Source organism: Roseburia faecis (assembly GCF_001406815.1).
Taxonomy (GTDB): Bacteria; Bacillota; Clostridia; order Lachnospirales; family Lachnospiraceae; genus Roseburia; species Roseburia faecis.
The window spans coordinates 1-16,648 of sequence record NZ_CVRR01000011.1 but is presented as its reverse complement, the minus strand read 5'-3'; the positions used below and the strand labels follow the sequence as shown (position 1 = coordinate 16,648).

At 45.6% G+C, this 16,648-nt stretch carries 15 protein-coding genes; 2 read left to right on the top strand and 13 right to left on the bottom strand.

What is annotated here, in order from left to right; translation table 11 throughout:
• Positions 1 to 69 precede the first annotated feature (69 nt).
• On the bottom strand, positions 70 to 1,473 hold the full coding sequence (locus M72_RS05485; RefSeq protein ID WP_055067478.1) for an ABC transporter substrate-binding protein: 1,404 nt from the start codon (positions 1,471 to 1,473) through the stop codon (positions 70 to 72).
• Between the two features lie 281 nt (positions 1,474 to 1,754).
• Between M72_RS05485 and M72_RS05480 the strand changes: the two genes are divergently transcribed.
• On the top strand, positions 1,755 to 2,672 hold the full coding sequence (locus M72_RS05480) for a helix-turn-helix transcriptional regulator (RefSeq protein ID WP_022046109.1): 918 nt from the start codon (positions 1,755 to 1,757) through the stop codon (positions 2,670 to 2,672).
• On the opposite strand, the gene M72_RS05475 is transcribed toward M72_RS05480, so the two are convergent.
• The 5 genes from M72_RS05475 to M72_RS05455 all read right to left on the bottom strand — a co-directional run bounded on the left by M72_RS05475 (position 2,647) and on the right by M72_RS05455 (position 9,458).
• Entirely contained in the window at positions 2,647 to 3,666 is a 1,020-nt protein-coding gene (locus tag M72_RS05475; RefSeq protein WP_022046110.1) for a LacI family DNA-binding transcriptional regulator, read from the bottom strand. The genes M72_RS05480 and M72_RS05475 overlap by 26 nt on opposite strands.
• Positions 3,667 to 3,759: 93 nt before the next feature.
• A complete protein-coding gene (locus tag M72_RS05470) occupies positions 3,760 to 5,958 on the bottom strand; it encodes an alpha-galactosidase (RefSeq protein WP_055067477.1) in 2,199 nt (732 codons plus the stop codon).
• A gap of 1 nt (position 5,959) precedes the next feature.
• The gene (locus M72_RS05465; protein WP_022046112.1) at positions 5,960 to 6,697 is read right to left on the bottom strand and encodes a hypothetical protein; all 738 of its coding nucleotides are present in this window, start codon (positions 6,695 to 6,697) and stop codon (positions 5,960 to 5,962) included.
• 5 nt (positions 6,698 to 6,702) lie between these two features.
• Positions 6,703 to 8,430, bottom strand: a complete 1,728-nt coding sequence (locus M72_RS05460; RefSeq protein WP_055067476.1) for a phospho-sugar mutase — start codon at positions 8,428 to 8,430, stop codon at positions 6,703 to 6,705.
• Positions 8,431 to 8,522: 92 nt separating this feature from the next.
• A complete protein-coding gene (locus M72_RS05455) occupies positions 8,523 to 9,458 on the bottom strand; it encodes a glycoside hydrolase family 113 (protein WP_055067514.1) in 936 nt (311 codons plus the stop codon).
• Between the two features lie 380 nt (positions 9,459 to 9,838).
• Here M72_RS05455 and M72_RS05450 point away from each other — a divergent pair, with 380 nt between their 5' ends.
• Positions 9,839 to 10,483 (top strand): endonuclease III domain-containing protein, encoded by a 645-nt coding sequence (locus M72_RS05450; RefSeq protein WP_022046115.1) that lies wholly within the window; start codon positions 9,839 to 9,841, stop codon positions 10,481 to 10,483.
• 30 nt (positions 10,484 to 10,513) lie between these two features.
• On the opposite strand, the gene M72_RS05445 is transcribed toward M72_RS05450, so the two are convergent.
• From M72_RS05445 to M72_RS05420, 7 genes are all read right to left on the bottom strand, one after another.
• Entirely contained in the window at positions 10,514 to 11,554 is a 1,041-nt protein-coding gene (locus tag M72_RS05445; RefSeq protein WP_055067512.1) for an RluA family pseudouridine synthase, read from the bottom strand.
• 8 nt (positions 11,555 to 11,562) lie between these two features.
• Complete coding sequence (locus M72_RS17075; protein WP_206541807.1) at positions 11,563 to 11,724, bottom strand: hypothetical protein; 162 nt, start codon at positions 11,722 to 11,724, stop codon at positions 11,563 to 11,565.
• 190 nt (positions 11,725 to 11,914) lie between these two features.
• Positions 11,915 to 12,766: a hypothetical protein gene (locus M72_RS05440; RefSeq protein WP_055067475.1), complete on the bottom strand. Its 852-nt coding sequence runs from the start codon at positions 12,764 to 12,766 to the stop codon at positions 11,915 to 11,917.
• Positions 12,767 to 12,844: 78 nt separating this feature from the next.
• On the bottom strand, positions 12,845 to 13,717 hold the full coding sequence (aguB, locus tag M72_RS05435) for an N-carbamoylputrescine amidase (protein WP_055067474.1): 873 nt from the start codon (positions 13,715 to 13,717) through the stop codon (positions 12,845 to 12,847).
• A gap of 1 nt (position 13,718) precedes the next feature.
• Positions 13,719 to 14,873: an agmatine deiminase gene (gene aguA / locus M72_RS05430; RefSeq protein ID WP_055067473.1), complete on the bottom strand. Its 1,155-nt coding sequence runs from the start codon at positions 14,871 to 14,873 to the stop codon at positions 13,719 to 13,721.
• Positions 14,845 to 15,996: a carboxynorspermidine decarboxylase gene (gene nspC / locus M72_RS05425; protein ID WP_055067472.1), complete on the bottom strand. Its 1,152-nt coding sequence runs from the start codon at positions 15,994 to 15,996 to the stop codon at positions 14,845 to 14,847. Before nspC ends, aguA begins: the two co-directional genes overlap by 29 nt.
• A 16-nt stretch (positions 15,997 to 16,012) precedes the next feature.
• Positions 16,013 to 16,648: saccharopine dehydrogenase family protein (locus tag M72_RS05420; RefSeq protein WP_314733825.1), on the bottom strand; the 636-nt coding region annotated here is incomplete at its 5' end.

Sequence of the window (16,648 nt, the reverse complement as noted above, 5' to 3'; positions counted from 1 at the left end):
TCATGCCACCGGGCCGAAAACAGTTTTTCGGCCCGGCAGCTGGATGATGTACCTTTATGCAGCGTGGAACTACTCTGTAATTTCTACGCCCTCAGATTCCTGAGCATCTGTCCATTTCTGGTTCCACTCGTTCATAATATCATCAAAGCTCTCATCGCCATTTGCTGCATGCTCAATGATTGCCTGAATCTTATCATTACCGCCGTTGTTAATGTTCAGTTCTGAATCAGCATTTAATGCATTTAAAAGATCCTCTTCGCCTTCTACAGCCGGTTCATCCTCAAGGAATGTCACACCAGAGAAATCAAGCTTTGTATCAGAAGATGACTTTGCAACCGGAAGCCCATCCTCGTTGTAAGAAAATCCAGACTTTTCAGTCATCCACTTAACAAAGATTAAAGCTGCCTGCTTCTCATCATCAGAAGCGTTTACGTTGATACCGTAAGAGTAATCTGCTCCGGCTGATGCATACTGCTCACCGTTTACAGAAATCGGGAATGGCATATATCCGATGTCATCTGCGTTCTCACCGGCTGCTTCCATCTGTGGGTAAGCCCATGATCCAAGTACCATACATCCGATCTGTCCGTTGTTTAACATGCTCTTAGAGCCTTCCCAGTCAGTTGTAGAATAGTCATCCTCGGTAAGTCCGCCAGCAACTGCATCGTAAAGGATCTTGTATACTGCATATGGATGTGTGCCATCGCCATAATCCTTGAATGGATCCTTTGTATGAAGGAGTTTCTGGTTGAAATATGTATTGTCACCAGTTGCATTGTTTCCGATATAAGCATCCCATGCACCCATTGTCCAGCCTGCTGCATAGTTTGTGTAAAGCGGAATTGCATCCGTCTTGTCCTTGATCTTCTTTAATGCATCAATGAACTCGTCCGGAGTCTTTGGAACATCGGTCACACCGGCATCCTCAAACACTTTCTTGTTGTAAACGATACCCTGTGTCGTTGCTGTGGAAGGAACACCGTATACATCATTTCCATAGAGCCATGTGTTTGCGTAGTTGATCTGCTGGCTCATCTCATCAAGTGTACCGTATGACATATAATATGTACTGAGGTCTGCCTTATCTACTGCCGGAATCATGGTAATGGTTTCGTACTGTCCGGACTGTAAATGTGTCAGTGCATCATCGGCATAGTTTGTATCTGTAGTGATTTCAACCTTGATATTCGGATACTCTTTGTTGAAGTCTTCCAGATAAGATTTCCAGTTCTTTCCGCCGTAATCATCGGTATCCATATCTGTTCTGTGGTTGAACATTGTAATTGTTGCGCTTAAGTCTTTTCCTGTTTCTCCCAATACAATGTCTGAATAGCTTACAAGACCATCTGCGGAAGCGCTGTCTGATTTCTGTGTGGTATCAGCAGAATCATTTCCCTTAGAACCGCATCCTGCGAATAATGTTGCGGTCATTGCAGCTACAAGACCAAGTGCCATAAACTTTTTAAATTTCATGTTGTTCTCCTCCTTAAACATGTGAATTATTAAGTTAATTTAAGTATACATTTTTTGTTAATTTAATCATCACTCTTTATTGCTTTTAATCATATCATATTGCGTTTTCAAACACATTCCCTATAATGCACAATTTTACATTTACTTTTTTATGCATTATGTCTATATATTTTTGTCCAAAAAGTAATTTTAAGTTATATTTCATTTTAAATTATTGCTTTTTACCTTTCATCCAATTATACTTAATTAAAAACTGGTTATGATTGAAAGAGGATGATTTTATGGAACAATTACAGCATCATGGGATTACAGGAACGGTGCCAAAGCATGTATTATCTGACAACATGAAAAACTTTACGGCTTTTCCGCTGTCCGCACCAGCGGATGACGGCTTTATTCATCTGCTCGGAAAAGGCATCTGTTCCTTTCCGAACAATTGTTCCATGACATTCCGTATCAACGCGCCTTATCATTTTTTCTATGTATATGAAGGCACTCTTTCTGTAACGGATGAACATCATACGTGTCGGCTGGCAGACCGGCACGCAGCGCTTCTTCCGATTTCCGGTCCCCTCACGATCGAAATCTTAAAAGGCCACTGCCACTATTTCCATATGTATATTTCCGGTCTCGCCCTCCTGCAGTTTCACACACTGCTCCCATCACCTCTTGCCTATCCGACAGAGAGTTCTTCTATGTTTACTCTGTTCCATACGATGGAGCATTTACAGAATCTGCAGAAAGACACTTTTAATGATCCTCTGTCCGTCTGCCGGATCTCCATGTGGATCACCAATATTCTTACGGAAATGGCTGTCTATTCCGGCCATCCTGCCACACGCCGGGATACGATCCCGGATTATCTGTGGGAAATTCATCATTTATTTGACACACAATACGGAGAAAATTATTCACTGGACGAACTGGAAAATACGTATTCCGTCAGCAAATACCGGATCTGCCGCGAGTTTTCTAAATACTATGGGGCTTCTCCTGTCCAGTACTTAAACCATAAGCGGATTGAAGAGGCTAAAAAACTGCTTCTGACTACCAACGACACCATACACGAAATCGGAAGCAAGGTAGGAATTCATAATACCAATCATTTTATCAATCTGTTTAAACGGGAAACCGGGGCAACCCCACTTGCATTTAAGCAGGATGCCCCGGTTTCTATATCCGAGCTACACTATCTTTAAATACCACATGTCCATCTACAATGAACACACCGGCTGTATAGTTTTCATTTGCAATTTTGCGGACAATCTTGTGAATGGCTCTGCGTGCCATCTCCGATATATCCACCTCATATGTCGTAATTCCGATATCGCACAGCCCCGGATAAAGAAAATTATCAAATCCCACAACGGAAACATCTTCCGGAACCCGGTAGCCTTCATTTTCAAGTTTCCGGATCAGATACGAAGCTGCAAGATCGCAGTTACAGACAAATGCCGTCGGCATATCTTTCGGAAATTTATAATATTTTTCCAGATCCATCCGCCCGGTTTTTGTATCCCGGTCATCAATCACATAATCTTTTGGCACATCCACTCTGTGTTCCATCATAGACTTGCGGTAACCAAGATATCGGTCTGTAATACTGTTTGTCATGCCAACCGTTCCTACATAGGCAATTTTTGTATGCCCCATGGAAAACAGATAATTCGTCAGTGCATAGGTGCCGTAAAAACTATTGGAAATAACTGTGTCCAGACCAACGGCATCGTTATAAAAATCCAGACAGACCACCGGCACGCCGCCCTCTTTTTCAATCTTTTCAATGTATGGTTTTGTCATATCGCCAAGAATGATCAGACCATCCACCTTTTTTTCCTGAAGCAGAAGCGGCATCTGGTTTTCCAGCACACTCTCCCTTGAAATACTTTCGAGCAGCGTAAAACACCCACGGGAAACTGCCCTCTTGTTTACTTCCTGATACATTTTCCAGTAAAAGGAAGCGTATTTGTCCAGATATACTTCCTGTATCAGGACTCCGATATTATATTGTTTTTCCGCAGACTGCCGTTTTGTCTCCGAAGGACTGCGGTAACCAAGCTCTTCTGCAAGGTTCTTTATTTTCTCCCGCATCTCTTCACTGACGCCTTTTTGTCCCGACAAGGCTTTGGAAACGGTTACCGTGCTGACACCAACCTGTTCGGCGATATCTGCAAGTTTCACTGCTTTTGCCATAATTCCCTCGATATTTTCATACTAATTTACTTATTTAACTATATAAACTGGATAATTTAAGTTGATTTTACATTCTTTTTCTTCCTCTGTCAATTAATCTGCCACAAAATGGTACAGATAACTTCTGTAATCTCCCTGCTCGGAAGGAACCAGCATACCGGCATTCATAAGCAGATCTCCGCCGTATACGCATTCGTTCTCCATCTCACCTTCCAGACGATAATCCAGATTCGGATTCAGTCCCTGCAGGCGTACTTTTAAACTGTGGTAATTCGGGCGTGCGTGTACGGTCACGAAAGTAACTAGTGCCTCTTTTTTATCTTTGGATACTACCATATAACAATCGTAGAAATGATTTTCCCGGTAAGAAGCGATACGGTAATAATCCCCCTCCCTTACCAGATCGTTATACTTGTGATACATAGCTGTCTGCTGTGGAATCTGTTCCTGCTCTTCCTTTGCAATCTTTGTGATATCCAACTCATAACCAAAGGTTCCTGCCAGGGCAACTTCCCCTCTTGTCTTAAACGGGGTATTTCTGCCCACGGTATGGTTCGGGCAGTCCGAAACGTGTGCTCCCATTGCAGACAGTGGATAAATCAGTGCCGTACCTTCCTGAATGCCAAGTCTCTCGATTGCATCCGTATCATCCGAGCACCAGATCTGTGGGCTGTAATAAAGCATACCCGGATCAAAACGTGCTCCACCACCGGAACAGTTCTCCAGAAGAAGATCCGGGAAATCACGGGTCAGGCGTTCCTGCATCTCATACACACCAAGCACATAACGGTGGCTTAACTCCCCCTGGCGGTCTGCCGGAAGCGCAAGGCTTCCCAGATCGGTAAGCTGACGGTTCATATCCCACTTCACATATTCGATATTGGCACTGTTTAAAATTGCACGGATCTTTTCATAGATGCAGTCCCTCACATCTTTTCTGCTGAAATCAAGGACATACTGATTTCTCGAAAGCGTTCCGGTGCGTCCTTTCACAGCAATTGCCCAGTCCGGATGCTCTTTGTACAATTCCGAATCCGGGGAAATCATTTCCGGTTCCATCCAGATACCGAATTTCATGCCAAGCTTATTCACTTCATCTACCAGATAGTTCAATCCGCCCGGCAGTTTCTTTTCATTAACAAACCAGTCCCCAAGACTTGTACTGTCATCGTTGCGGTGTCCAAACCAGCCATCATCCATAACCAGCATTTCAATTCCGTACTGAGAGGCAAGTTTTGCAATATCTAAAAGTTTTTCGGTATTGAAATCAAAGTAGGTTGCTTCCCAGTTGTTGATCAGAATCGGGCGTTTCTGATTGCGGTATTTGCTGCGGATTAAATGATTCCGATAGAAGTCGTGGAAATTACGGGTCATTTTTCCAAGTCCCTCTGCGGAAAATGTAAGGACAGCTTCCGGTGTATAAAATGATTCTTCACTTTCCAGTTTCCAGGAAAAATCTGCCGGATGAATTCCCATGACTGCACGGATACTGTCAAACTGGCTTTTTTCCAGCTGTGCGATAAAATTGCCGGAATAAATAAAATGCATGGCATACACTTCGCCGGCTGTCTGTGTCGTGGAAGATTTCATCCATGCCATAAATGGGTGTTCCTGATGGGAGGACTCCCCACGGATACTTCCCACACTGGTCTTTCCATATCCCAGCGGACGGCGGTCCATCTGGCGTTCTCTTGCCCATGAACCGTGAAGTGTCAGCATCTCGTAGGCATCATCATCCATATCCATGCATGCCGAATATGCTTTTGTGAGGTAAACTGCCTCTTTGCTCTGATTGCTGATGCGCACGCTTCTGGTAATCATATCGTTTTCTTCAAACACGGTATAATACAGATCCACATCCAGCTGCAACACTTCATCCCTGCAGCGAAGAATCAGTGTCTGTGCAGTATGCTCCCTGTCAAATGCGGACGGAAGTCCCGGAAGTTCTGGTTTCTGATCTGTAATTTCATAGGAAACATACGTCGGCATAACCGCATGCTGACCTGCCTGTGTACGCACGGCAATACTGCTTTCCCTGTAATCTCCCACTCCGTTTCCCGAATATTCTGCCGGAAATGTGTCATAAAAAGAGCAGCACTCTCTTTCATTCCCAGACGGAACAAACGGTGCCTCTCCGGTGCGGAGCAGATAACGCAGATCCTGTCTGCGAACACGCCTGCCGTAATATACATGACCTACAAAGGTCCGGTGGTCTGCAAGACCTATGATATAGCTGGTATTCGCTGTCTCCAGACAAAACAGATCCAGATTTTCATCAAATACGATACTCATGTTAATCCTCCAGTATGTTTTCTTCTATAAATTTCACTGCCAGATCCTTGTTTTTTAAACCTGCTGCCAGACCTACCACACAGGTATCCGGATACCAGCCGGTTTTTTCCACCCACGCATTGCCTTTTAGTTTTATGCCAATCGGATATTTTTTCCCTGTCTCCGTACTTTTCACATACACAATATCATCTTTGTATTTTTCCAGTACCTCTTCCGGAAAACATTCCCGTATATCCGTAAAATAATCGAATTCTCCCAGTGAATAAAAGAAATCATAGTCGGAAAAAAACACATCCACGGACTGTGTCATAAAGAGGCTCTGAATCATCTGAATGCTCTCTGCGGATGCCCCGTCGTTCTCATTTGCCGAGGCTCCCAGATTACTGCTGACAAGCACTTCGCTTTTATCCGGATCCAGTCCGTTTTCTTTTAGGAAATCATTATAATAACCGGAATCCCCAGCCGGATTGTCAGCAGACTGTATGGCATTTACTGCCATAATTTCCAGTGCGGTATCCTTTTGCGTAATATAATGGATGATCAGAAAGCTGATGGTTCCTATAATGGCAAGTGCGACCATGGTCTGCAATCCATAGTAATGAACCAGATACCATATTTTATCTTTTCCATGCAGTTCCTTTAACTTTTCTCTTTCTGTCTTCGGCTCCTCTTTTTTATAGAGGATGCTGTCTTCTCCTGCTTTGGAAAAATCCGGTTTTATATTCTTCTGATCATCCATAAATTTTATTCTCCTGCGTATGTAAGCATTGCGTTGCGCAGCTCATCCAGTTTCTTTTCGGAATCTTTGATGTCCGTTCCTACAACGCCAAAATAGAATTTGATCTTTGGCTCTGTTCCGGATGGACGTACACAACACCATGCATTGTTGCTCAGTTCATAGTAAAGAACGTTACTTTCCGGAAGTCCGGTTGGTGTAACTTCTCCGCTTGTCATATCTGTTCTTGTATCTTTCTTGTAATCACGAAGTGCTAAAACATCCCATGCACCGATCTTTTTCGGCGGGTTGCTGCGCATCTCGTTCATCATGCTCTGAATCTTTTCTGCTCCGTCCATACCCTTTAAGGTCATAGTCTCAAGACCTTCTTTGTAATAACCGTAAGTCTCATACAGGGAAACCATGGCATCCCAGAGGGTGATTCCGTTGGATTTGCACCATGCTGCCACTTCGCAGAGCATCATGACTGCCACACAGGCATCCTTATCTCTTGCATAAGTACCTGCCAGACATCCGTAGCTTTCTTCCAGTCCAAAGACGTACTCATAACTGTTCTGCTGCTCAAAAAATTTGATCTGCTCACCGATATACTTAAATCCGGTCAGTACCTCGATCAGTTTTACTCCGTAAGCTTTTGCGATTGCCTTTGCCATGTCGGTGGTTACGATAGTCTCAACCAGTGCACCGTTTGCCGGGAGTGTTCCGTTTGCTTTTTTCTCACGCAGAATGTACTCTGCAATCAGCATACCGGACATATTTCCAGTGAAACTTACATACTCTCCTGTCTTGGTATCCTTTGCATAAACACCCAGACGATCGGCATCCGGATCGGTTGCCAGAACGATATCCGCATCTACTTCTTTTGCCAGTTTCAGTGCAAGCTCAAATGCCTTTGGCGACTCTGGATTCGGATAGGAAACGGTCGGGAAATTTCCATCCGGAAGTTCCTGCTCTTTTACTACATAGACATTTTCAAATCCCAGTTCTTTTAATACACGGCGTACCGGGAGATTTCCTGTTCCATGTAACGGAGTGTAAACGATCTTGATATCTTTTGCCATCGCTTTGATGATTTCCGGGTGGATCGACTGTTTTTTGAGTTCTTCCATATAGCGGTCATCCATTTCTTTTCCGATGGTATGATAAAGTCCTGCAGCTTCGGCCTCAGATTTCATCATAGTCTTTACCTGTGAAAAATCAGTGACTTTTGCCACTTCTGCAAGAATATTTTTATCGTGTGGAGGTGTGATCTGTGCGCCATCCTCCCAGTATACTTTGTATCCGTTATACTCGCGTGGATTATGGCTTGCCGTAATTACAATACCTGCAATACATCCAAGTTCCCGAACAGAAAAGGACAGCTCCGGTGTCGGACGCAGGGATTCAAAACGGTAGGTTTTGATACCATTTGCATTCAGGCAGAGCGCTGCCTCATCGGAAAACTCCGGGGACATGATACGGGAATCATAAGCAATCGCAACTCCCTTGTCCTGTCCGTTCTGCGAAATGATATAGTTTGCCAGTCCCTGGGTTGCCTGACGAACCGTATAAATATTCATACGGTTTGTTCCTGCGCCGATTACCCCGCGCAGACCACCAGTACCAAACTCCAGCTGACGGTAAAAACGATCCTCGATCTCTGCATCATTTCCTTGTAGTGCCAGCAGTTCTTTTTTGGTATCCTCATCAAAATAATTGTCTGTGCACCATTTCTTGTATGTATCCATATAACTCATTTCAGGTCCCCCTTCTATTCGGCTTTTTTATTTTAGTATACCATAATTTAAGTTTGTGTAAATATATTTTTAATCGGAATTAAGCTAAATTTTCATTCCAAAACTTGTGAATATTTCCGACAAATCACTTCGAGTGCTTCTTTTCCATACACTTCATAATCGTTTCTTTTGACTGGTTTTGTGCCGTTTCCATGCCAGGCCGCCCACTCCCAGATTCCAAATCCGCCTACCCATTCTCTCTTTTGGCAGGCGGCAAACATTGTCCGGAACCAGTCTGCCTGTCCTTTTTCGTCATACGCGCCCTGCACGCCCCAGTCGTTTGGCACCTGATTCGAGCCTTCCACAGACATGCAGCCTGCCTCGGCAAAGAAAAACGGCTTGTCAAACTTCTTTACCACCTGTTCAATACGATCCAGCTGATTGTCCCAGTCGTTGATCGGATAATACCCGCTGGACGAAATCACATCTACCGCATCCCACCATTTCACATTGTGTTCCTGGTACTTATCGGTATTGTAGGAAACCGGTCCGTCATACTTCCGGCGGATTGCCGCAATCACTTCCCGCCATTCCGCTTCGCGGCGCTCGGTCTGCACCATCTCGCAGCCTGCAATAAACAGATCCACTCCGCACTGCTGCGCAAGTCCGGCATAGTGTTCCTGAAATGCCCGGTAAGAGGCAAACCAATTGCCCCACTTCGGTTCACACACCACATCTTCATCAAAAAAATTGATATGCGCCCGCCAGGTTCCATCCGCGCAGTTTGCGGTCGGTTTCAAGGCAACGTTAAGCCCCAGTTCTTTGGCATAGCCGATCATGGCGATCAGTTCTTCATCGGTCACATTCCGGTCTGTCCGATAATCAATCTCCTCGGAAAATGCGGTCTTTTGCATACCGTTCGGCGCAAAAATGACATAATTTGCCCCCGTCTTTTCTTTCATGAGCTTTAAGCTCTGTCTGGTTTCTTCTTTTTCAAATGTACCTCTTGCGCAAAATGGTGCAAAGGTGACTGCATTGATTCTCTCCATGTTTTCCTCCATTGTGTTTTCCAGAAATTTACTTCAATATAACATATTTTTTTCGGGAGGGGAATTGGTTTAAACATAAGTTTTTTTCAAAACGACGGAAGAAGGGAGTCATTCTCTTTTTCCAGAAAAATCTGCAAGTCAGCTCCGGTTCTGATTTCACGTACGTATTTGCGGGTTTGCAGGATTACGCTATTTGCGTTATTTGATGGAACTCCGGAGCAGTTGCAAATTTGTTCTTTCAAAAGAAATGATTCCCTTCTTCCTGTGTGTTGGAAAAAAGATAAGTACCAGGATAAGGATCACAAATCCATTTGCTTCTGTTTTGGCACGTGGTATAATAAATTTGCTTACACATAACAGAAAGTTACGGAGAATATAGGATGATGAATATAGATGAAAAAAAGAAACTGGCACTGGAAGTGATTGCGCGACTGAAGCAGGCATACCCGGATGCGGCCTGCAGCTTAGATTACAATGAGGCCTGGAAGCTGCTCGTCAGTGTGCGGCTGGCGGCACAGTGTACGGACGCCCGCGTGAATATGATCGTACCCAAACTGTACGAAAAATTCCCGGATGTCAATGCTTTAGCAGATGCTCCTGTGGAAGAAATCGAAGAAATTGTGCGTCCCTGTGGACTGGGAAAAAGCAAGGCAAGGGATATCAGTGCCTGCATGCGGATGCTGCGGGATGTGTATGGTGGAAATGTTCCAAACGATTTTAATGCCCTGTTAAAGCTGCCGGGTGTCGGGCGTAAAAGTGCCAACCTGATTATGGGAGATGTCTTTGGAAAACCGGCCATCGTGACGGACACGCACTGCATCCGTCTGTGTAACCGGATTGGTCTGGTCGACCATATCAAAGAGCCAAAAAAGGTGGAAATGGAATTGTGGAAAATCATTCCGCCGGAAGAAGGGAATGATTTATGTCACCGCTTTGTGCTGCACGGACGTGACATCTGCAGCGCACGCACGACTCCGCACTGTGAGCACTGCTGCCTGCAGGATATCTGTGCACAGCGCATATAATCCACATCTGTGCATGTTACCCTGTTATGATTACACAGAAGGCAATGCTTCTTCTGGTATCAGCCTTTGCATATCCGGTGGCAGCGGTGCCGTAAAATTCATCGGCTGTCCGGTCATGGGATGCGGAAACGAAAGTTTCCATGCATGCAGTGCCTGACGGCCAATATCATATTGCTCTTTTCCACAGGAAAAAGTCTTTCCCTGAAAAATCTGTCTCTCCCCGGAATTCTCATCGTCCCGACGGTCAATCTGATTTTCCCCGTATGCCGGATTATAAAAAAAATCTCCCACCAGCGGATGTCCCAGATATGCCATATGCACGCGGATCTGGTGGGTTCTCCCGGTCTCAAGCTGAAGTTTTACCAGACTGCGGAACTTCTGTGCATTTCCGGTCTGCCATCCGGTCAGAACCCGGTAATGCGTCACCGCCCGGTCTCCCCGCTTAAAATCAACAACGCGGCGCAGGCAGCGGTCCTCCTGTCTGGCAATCGGTGCATCAATGACGCCGGAAACCGGCACAACCTTTCCCTCCACAAGCGCAAGATACGTCCGGTGAATCCCGGGTGCTTTTAGTCCCTGCTCGGCTTTTGCCCGCACCATCTGCCCGAGGATCGCCGCAGAAACCGCATGTTTTGCCACAATAGTAAGCCCAGAGGTATCTCGGTCCAGCCGGTTGATACAGCGGAACACAAAGGGAACCCCCTGCTCTTTGAAATACCATGCCAGTGCATTGCCGAGAGAATTCTCCGGATTCCCGCGGGATGGATGAACCGGCATTCCTGCCGGTTTGTTGATCACAAGCAGATCCTCATCCTCATAAACGATGGCAAACGGCAGTTTTACCGGACGGATCTGTCCGGAATTTTCCTTTTCCCGAATCCATACGGTCAGAACATCCCCTTCTGCAAGCATGTGGTTCATATGTACATACGTTCCGTTCAGGCAGATTGCCTGTTCGTCTTTGCGCAGATCTACAAGATTCTGCCGGGAATACCCTTTTTCTTTTAAGAATCCACTGATTTTCTGTGGTTTCTCCAGACTGTTAATCTGATATAATACGCTTCTGTCCATAATGGTCATCATTGATCTCTTTGCCAGGTAAATGTCCCTCTGTATGTAAGATTCTCCGGTCTGGAATCTTTGATACGTTCTGACGGATACACTGTCTCCGCTACCACAAACCAGCCAATCACCGCAATCATCAGAAGATAAAATAAAAGTACTTCCTTTTTATTCCCCATATACTTTTTCATCTTTCAGTTTCTCACCCTGTCCTTTATACTTTATATTTTGCATTCATATGTTTTCTTTTAATTATTCCATAACTATACCGGAAATGCAAGCACCACGTTACTGTTCACTCAGCACTGCGCCATGTCACGCAAAAAAGGGATTACCACCCATTTCGTGGTAATCCCCTGAAAAGAAAACTCAGATTGTTCCGGTTACGGTAAGTGTGCCTGCCCCCGGTGTCACTGTCCACTCGCCGGTTGTGGCATCCTGCGTGAAGGTTGCTGCCGGTACGGTAATCTGCCCTTCCTGCGTCGCAAAAGTACCGGTCGTAGCATTGTAGGAATAATTTGCCGGATCCGACCAAGCCGTTCCATTATACGATACCGCAAGATTCGAAAGTACCGGATCGAATGTGTCTGTCACCACTGCGCCGGTTGCCGCCAGTGCCGCAGTATTTCCGGTATTCTGGATAAGGAACGTATAGGTCAGTGTTCCATTTTCCGTAACCGGAACCGGACTGACGGATTTGGTGATTGTCAGCTTCGGACCACTTTCCGCGATGACGGTTTCCTTTGCGGTAACCGGTGTAATTCCCCCTCCGGAAACGGTCACCGTGTTGGTAATCTCCGATTCCGCCAAAAGAGGTGCAAACGCATTGGTTTCTGCCTCATATACAATGGTCACGTTTCCCCCCGCCGGTACACTGATCCCGGAAACGGAAAGGGGTGGTCCTGCCGTGACTGCCGGTGTTGTCTGTAAGATTCCATTGCTATAATAACGCACGGTATCTGCCACATACGTCAGAGGCACCAGTGTGTCTGTGCCAAATGCATATGCCCCCAGATCATCTGCAACCGTCAGTCCTGTCATGGCTGTATTTCCGGAATTCACTATGCTCACAACATAGGTGACACGGTCATTCTGCCCGTATGTTTTGCGTACCGCAGTTTTGGTTGCGGCAAGTACCTCAAGGATTTCTCCCACTGCAACGTTGGAATTGGCTACAGCGTTTCCATAGCGGAGCTGTGCCTGATTGGTAAATATTGCCATTTTTTTGCATCCTTTCATTTTATTCAGGTATGCTTTATCATATGACAGAAATTTTCCATATGTGCAGCCGCACCATCACTATTCTTTCAAATATATTTCCGGTCTTCTGTCCCGGAACAGCCCCCAGCTTCTTCTTTCTTCTTCTATTTCATCCAGATCAAACGTATGCAGGATAAAGCCTTCTGATACCCTGTCCATCTCTTCTGTCACTTCCCCTGTTGCGTCTGTGATAAAAGAGGAACCGTAAAACGTGAGGGCTGAGCTCTGCTGTCCATTTTCCGCGCACGGTTCCACGGTTTCTGTCCCGATCCTGTTTGCAGCAATGACCGGCATAAGATTACATGCCGCATGCCCCATCATGCACCGTCTCCAGTGCGGCATACTGTCGCAGCCAAGTATCGGCTCGCTTCCGATTGCAGTTGGATAGAAAAGGAGTTCCGCCCCTTTTAGTGCCATGCCTCTTGCCGTCTCCGGAAACCACTGATCCCAGCAGATTCCAACACCAATCGTCCCATATCTGGTTTTAAATGCCCGAAACCCTGTATCACCGGGCGTAAAATAAAATTTTTCCTGATAATAATGGTCGTCCGGAATATGTGTTTTCCTGTAAATGCCGCGCACACTTCCATCGGCATCAATGACTGCCACGGAATTGAACATCTGTCTGTGATCCCCGGCTTCATAAAAGCTCACCGGAATCACCGTTTCCAGCTCTTTTGCCAGTTTTTTCATATGGATGACAGCATCATTTTCCTCTGGCGTTCTTGCATATCCATAATATTCATACCTTCTCTCCTGACAGAAATACGGTCTTTCGAAAAGTTCAGGGGGAAGAATGACTTGCGCCCCCTGTGCAGCGGCCTCCCTGATCAGTTCCGATGCTTTTTCTATATTTTCTTTTACATCACTGCCGCAGCCCATCTGTATGGCAGCCACTGTGGTTTTTCTCATATCATGCTCCTCCCATCCTCCCGGAATCAGCCGGTATCTGCTGTGTAATACAATGAATGTTCCCACCACCGACAATAATATCACGTGCGTAAACCGGGTATACTTTCCTTCCGGGAAAAAGCCCCCCTATGATGTTCACAGCCTCTGCATCCATTTCATCCTCAAACTGGGGAATCAGTACTCCTCCATTTGTAATATAAAAATTAACATAGCTTGCGGCAAGCCGCTCCCCTGCTTTTCGCTGCTCCTCCCCCTCTTCAAAGGAAAAACCAGCAAGTTCATATTCCGTTATACAAACCGGTTTCCCCGGAACCGGGACTTTGTGGACTATGAGCTTCCGCCCCCTGGCATCTGTCTCTTTTTCCAATATTGCAAGATCTGCAGATGACAAAGGATACTGTGGATCTTTGGAATCCTCCGTCCACGCAAGCACCACATGTCCGGGAGCGGTAAATGCACAGACATTGTCTATGTGTCCGTTTGTCTCATCGTTGTAGATTCCATATGGAATCCAGATGATTTTTTCTGCCCCAAGATAGTCCATCAACTTCTGTCCGATCTTTTCTTTTGAAAGCTCCGGATTCCTGCCTTTGCTGAGCAGACAGCTTTCTGTCACAAGGATGGTTCCCTCTCCATCGGTATGGATTGCCCCTCCTTCTAGCACAAACGGATGCGCATCATACAGATCATATCCTGCCTTCCGGCAAAAAGAAGACGCTACTTTATCATCCTTTTCCCAGTCTGCATACAATCCGTCACAGATTCCACCCCATGCATTAAAACACCAGTCAATACCCCGTACCTGCCCCTGCCCATTGACAACAAAGGTCGGTCCGACATCCCTCGCCCATGCATCATCCGATGCAATTTCCATATAATGGACCGGATAATTTTTCTGATAGTTTTTTTCTTTCCGGACAGCTTCAATGATCATTTGTGCATGATCCAGCTCCCCCGCTTCCACCAGCAGATATACCGTCTCGGATTCCGCAGTGGCACATATGACATCCGCAAAAGCCTCTCTTGCCTTTTTTGCACCATATATCCAGGAACCCGGCCGTTTCGGCCATATAAGTATTGTCCCTTTATGCGGTTCATACTCCGCTGGCATATGAAATCCATCCTGGCTAGGACAGCCTTCCTTTAAAATCTTCATATCCAAATCTCCTGATTACCCTGCATTCTTTATCCGCCCCCATAACCGCGATATCCGGAAGCGGCATACCGTTAAACGTATTATTTTTGACCATGGAATAAATTGCCATGTCACAGAATGTAAGCCTGTCACCCACTTTTATCGCTTTATCAAATGAGTAATCACCGATCACATCACCTGCCAGACAGGTACAGGAAGAAAGCCGGTATGTATATGCTTTCTCCCCTGCTTTTCCACTGTCCTTAAGCGGCGGACGGTACGGCATTTCGAGTACATCCGGCATATGGCATGCCGCCGAAGTGTCCAGAACCAGTATCTTTATCCCATTGTTTTCGACAATATCGAGTACGGTTGTCTCAAGATAGCCTGCATTCAGGGCTACTGCCTCCCCCGGCTCAAGATAAATTTCAAGGTCATATGTTTCCTGCATGCGCCGGATGCAGTCCTCCAGTTTTTCCATGTCGTAACCGGCTTTTGTGATATGATGTCCGCCACCCATATTAAGCCATTTCCGTCCGTACAGCAGATCTCCAAACTTTTTTTCCACGGCATCAAGTGTCGTTTCCAGGGCATCCGAATTCTGTTCACAGAGCGTATGGAAGTGAAACCCGTCTATCTGCGACAGGTCAAAACCGTTTTGTATGGCTTTGTCAAGCTCTGCCCTCGTTACACCAAGCCTTGAACCCGTACCGCACGGATCATAAATCTCATGCCCTTCCTGTGTAGAACACTCCGGGTTAATTCTAAGTCCTGTACTTATCCCTGCAGCTGCTTTTTTGATTTTTTCCTTATGAACCAGAAACTGGGAAACGGAATTAAAAACAATATGGTCACATATTTTTACCAGTTCGTCCATTTCTTCCGGCAGATATGCCGGACAGAAGACATGGTTTTCTTTTCCCATCTCTTCCTGTGCCAGCCGTGCTTCATACAGCCCGCTTGCCGTCGTCCCGCTTAAATATTTTCCAATCAGGGGATATTCACAAAATGCACTGAATGCTTTTTGTGCAAGAAGGATCTTTGCGCCCGTTCTCTGCATTACATGATGCAAAATCTTCAGGTTTTCTGTCAGTTTTCCCTCATCTATCACGTAGCAGGGAGTTTTCAGTTCACTAATCTTCATCCTTTCCTCCGGCTCATCAATCCATATGGACAGAAGGATCTGCTGTCTTGTAACAATCCACGGGTACCGGATTTTCGACTACCTTCCATGGAAGACCAAACTTATTCAGTGCCTCCATATACGGATCCGGATCCATCTCCTCAAGATTGAATACTCCGGGCTTTTTCCAGAGTCCTGTCACAACCATCATGGAACCTATCATTGCCGGTACTCCTGTTGTATAGGAAACTGCCTGTGATTCCACTTCTTTGTAGCATTCCTGATGATCACATACATTATAAATATAAATAGACTTCTTTTTTCCGTCCTTTATCCCATTAAAAATACATCCGATATTTGTCTTCCCTACTGTCCGTGGTCCAAGTGATGCCGGATCCGGAAGCAGTTCTTTTAACACCTGTAACGGCACCACTTCTTTTCCGTCTACCATAATCGGATCTGTCCGGAGCATTCCCACATCCTCAAGGCATTTCATGTGTGTAAGATAACTCTGTCCAAACGTCATGAAAAACCGGATTCTTTTCACACCCGGAATATTTTTGGCAAGGGATTCTATTTCCTCATGGTGGAGAAGATACATATCTTTTTCTCCGACCTGGTCAAAATTATACTGTGCCCGCCACTCCATCGGCTCGGTTTCTACCCAGTGCCC

What these genes read in the sequence shown, in the direction of transcription:
- M72_RS05485 (WP_055067478.1), bottom strand. Translation starts at nt 1,473, where the DNA reads ATGAAATTTAAAAAGTTTATGGCACTTGGTCTTGTAGCTGCAATGACC.
- M72_RS05480 (WP_022046109.1), top strand. Translation starts at nt 1,755, where the DNA reads ATGGAACAATTACAGCATCATGGGATTACAGGAACGGTGCCAAAGCAT.
- M72_RS17075 (WP_206541807.1), bottom strand. Translation starts at nt 11,724, where the DNA reads ATGGGGAATAAAAAGGAAGTACTTTTATTTTATCTTCTGATGATTGCG.
- nspC (WP_055067472.1), bottom strand. Translation starts at nt 15,996, where the DNA reads ATGAAGATTAGTGAACTGAAAACTCCCTGCTACGTGATAGATGAGGGA.
- M72_RS05475 (WP_022046110.1), bottom strand. Translation starts at nt 3,666, where the DNA reads ATGGCAAAAGCAGTGAAACTTGCAGATATCGCCGAACAGGTTGGTGTC.
- M72_RS05460 (WP_055067476.1), bottom strand. Translation starts at nt 8,430, where the DNA reads ATGAGTTATATGGATACATACAAGAAATGGTGCACAGACAATTATTTT.
- M72_RS05465 (WP_022046112.1), bottom strand. Translation starts at nt 6,697, where the DNA reads ATGGATGATCAGAAGAATATAAAACCGGATTTTTCCAAAGCAGGAGAA.
- M72_RS05455 (WP_055067514.1), bottom strand. Translation starts at nt 9,458, where the DNA reads ATGGAGAGAATCAATGCAGTCACCTTTGCACCATTTTGCGCAAGAGGT.
- M72_RS05450 (WP_022046115.1), top strand. Translation starts at nt 9,839, where the DNA reads ATGATGAATATAGATGAAAAAAAGAAACTGGCACTGGAAGTGATTGCG.
- M72_RS05445 (WP_055067512.1), bottom strand. Translation starts at nt 11,554, where the DNA reads ATGGACAGAAGCGTATTATATCAGATTAACAGTCTGGAGAAACCACAG.
- M72_RS05470 (WP_055067477.1), bottom strand. Translation starts at nt 5,958, where the DNA reads ATGAGTATCGTATTTGATGAAAATCTGGATCTGTTTTGTCTGGAGACA.
- M72_RS05440 (WP_055067475.1), bottom strand. Translation starts at nt 12,766, where the DNA reads ATGGCAATATTTACCAATCAGGCACAGCTCCGCTATGGAAACGCTGTA.
- aguB (WP_055067474.1), bottom strand. Translation starts at nt 13,717, where the DNA reads ATGAGAAAAACCACAGTGGCTGCCATACAGATGGGCTGCGGCAGTGAT.
- aguA (WP_055067473.1), bottom strand. Translation starts at nt 14,873, where the DNA reads ATGAAGATTTTAAAGGAAGGCTGTCCTAGCCAGGATGGATTTCATATG.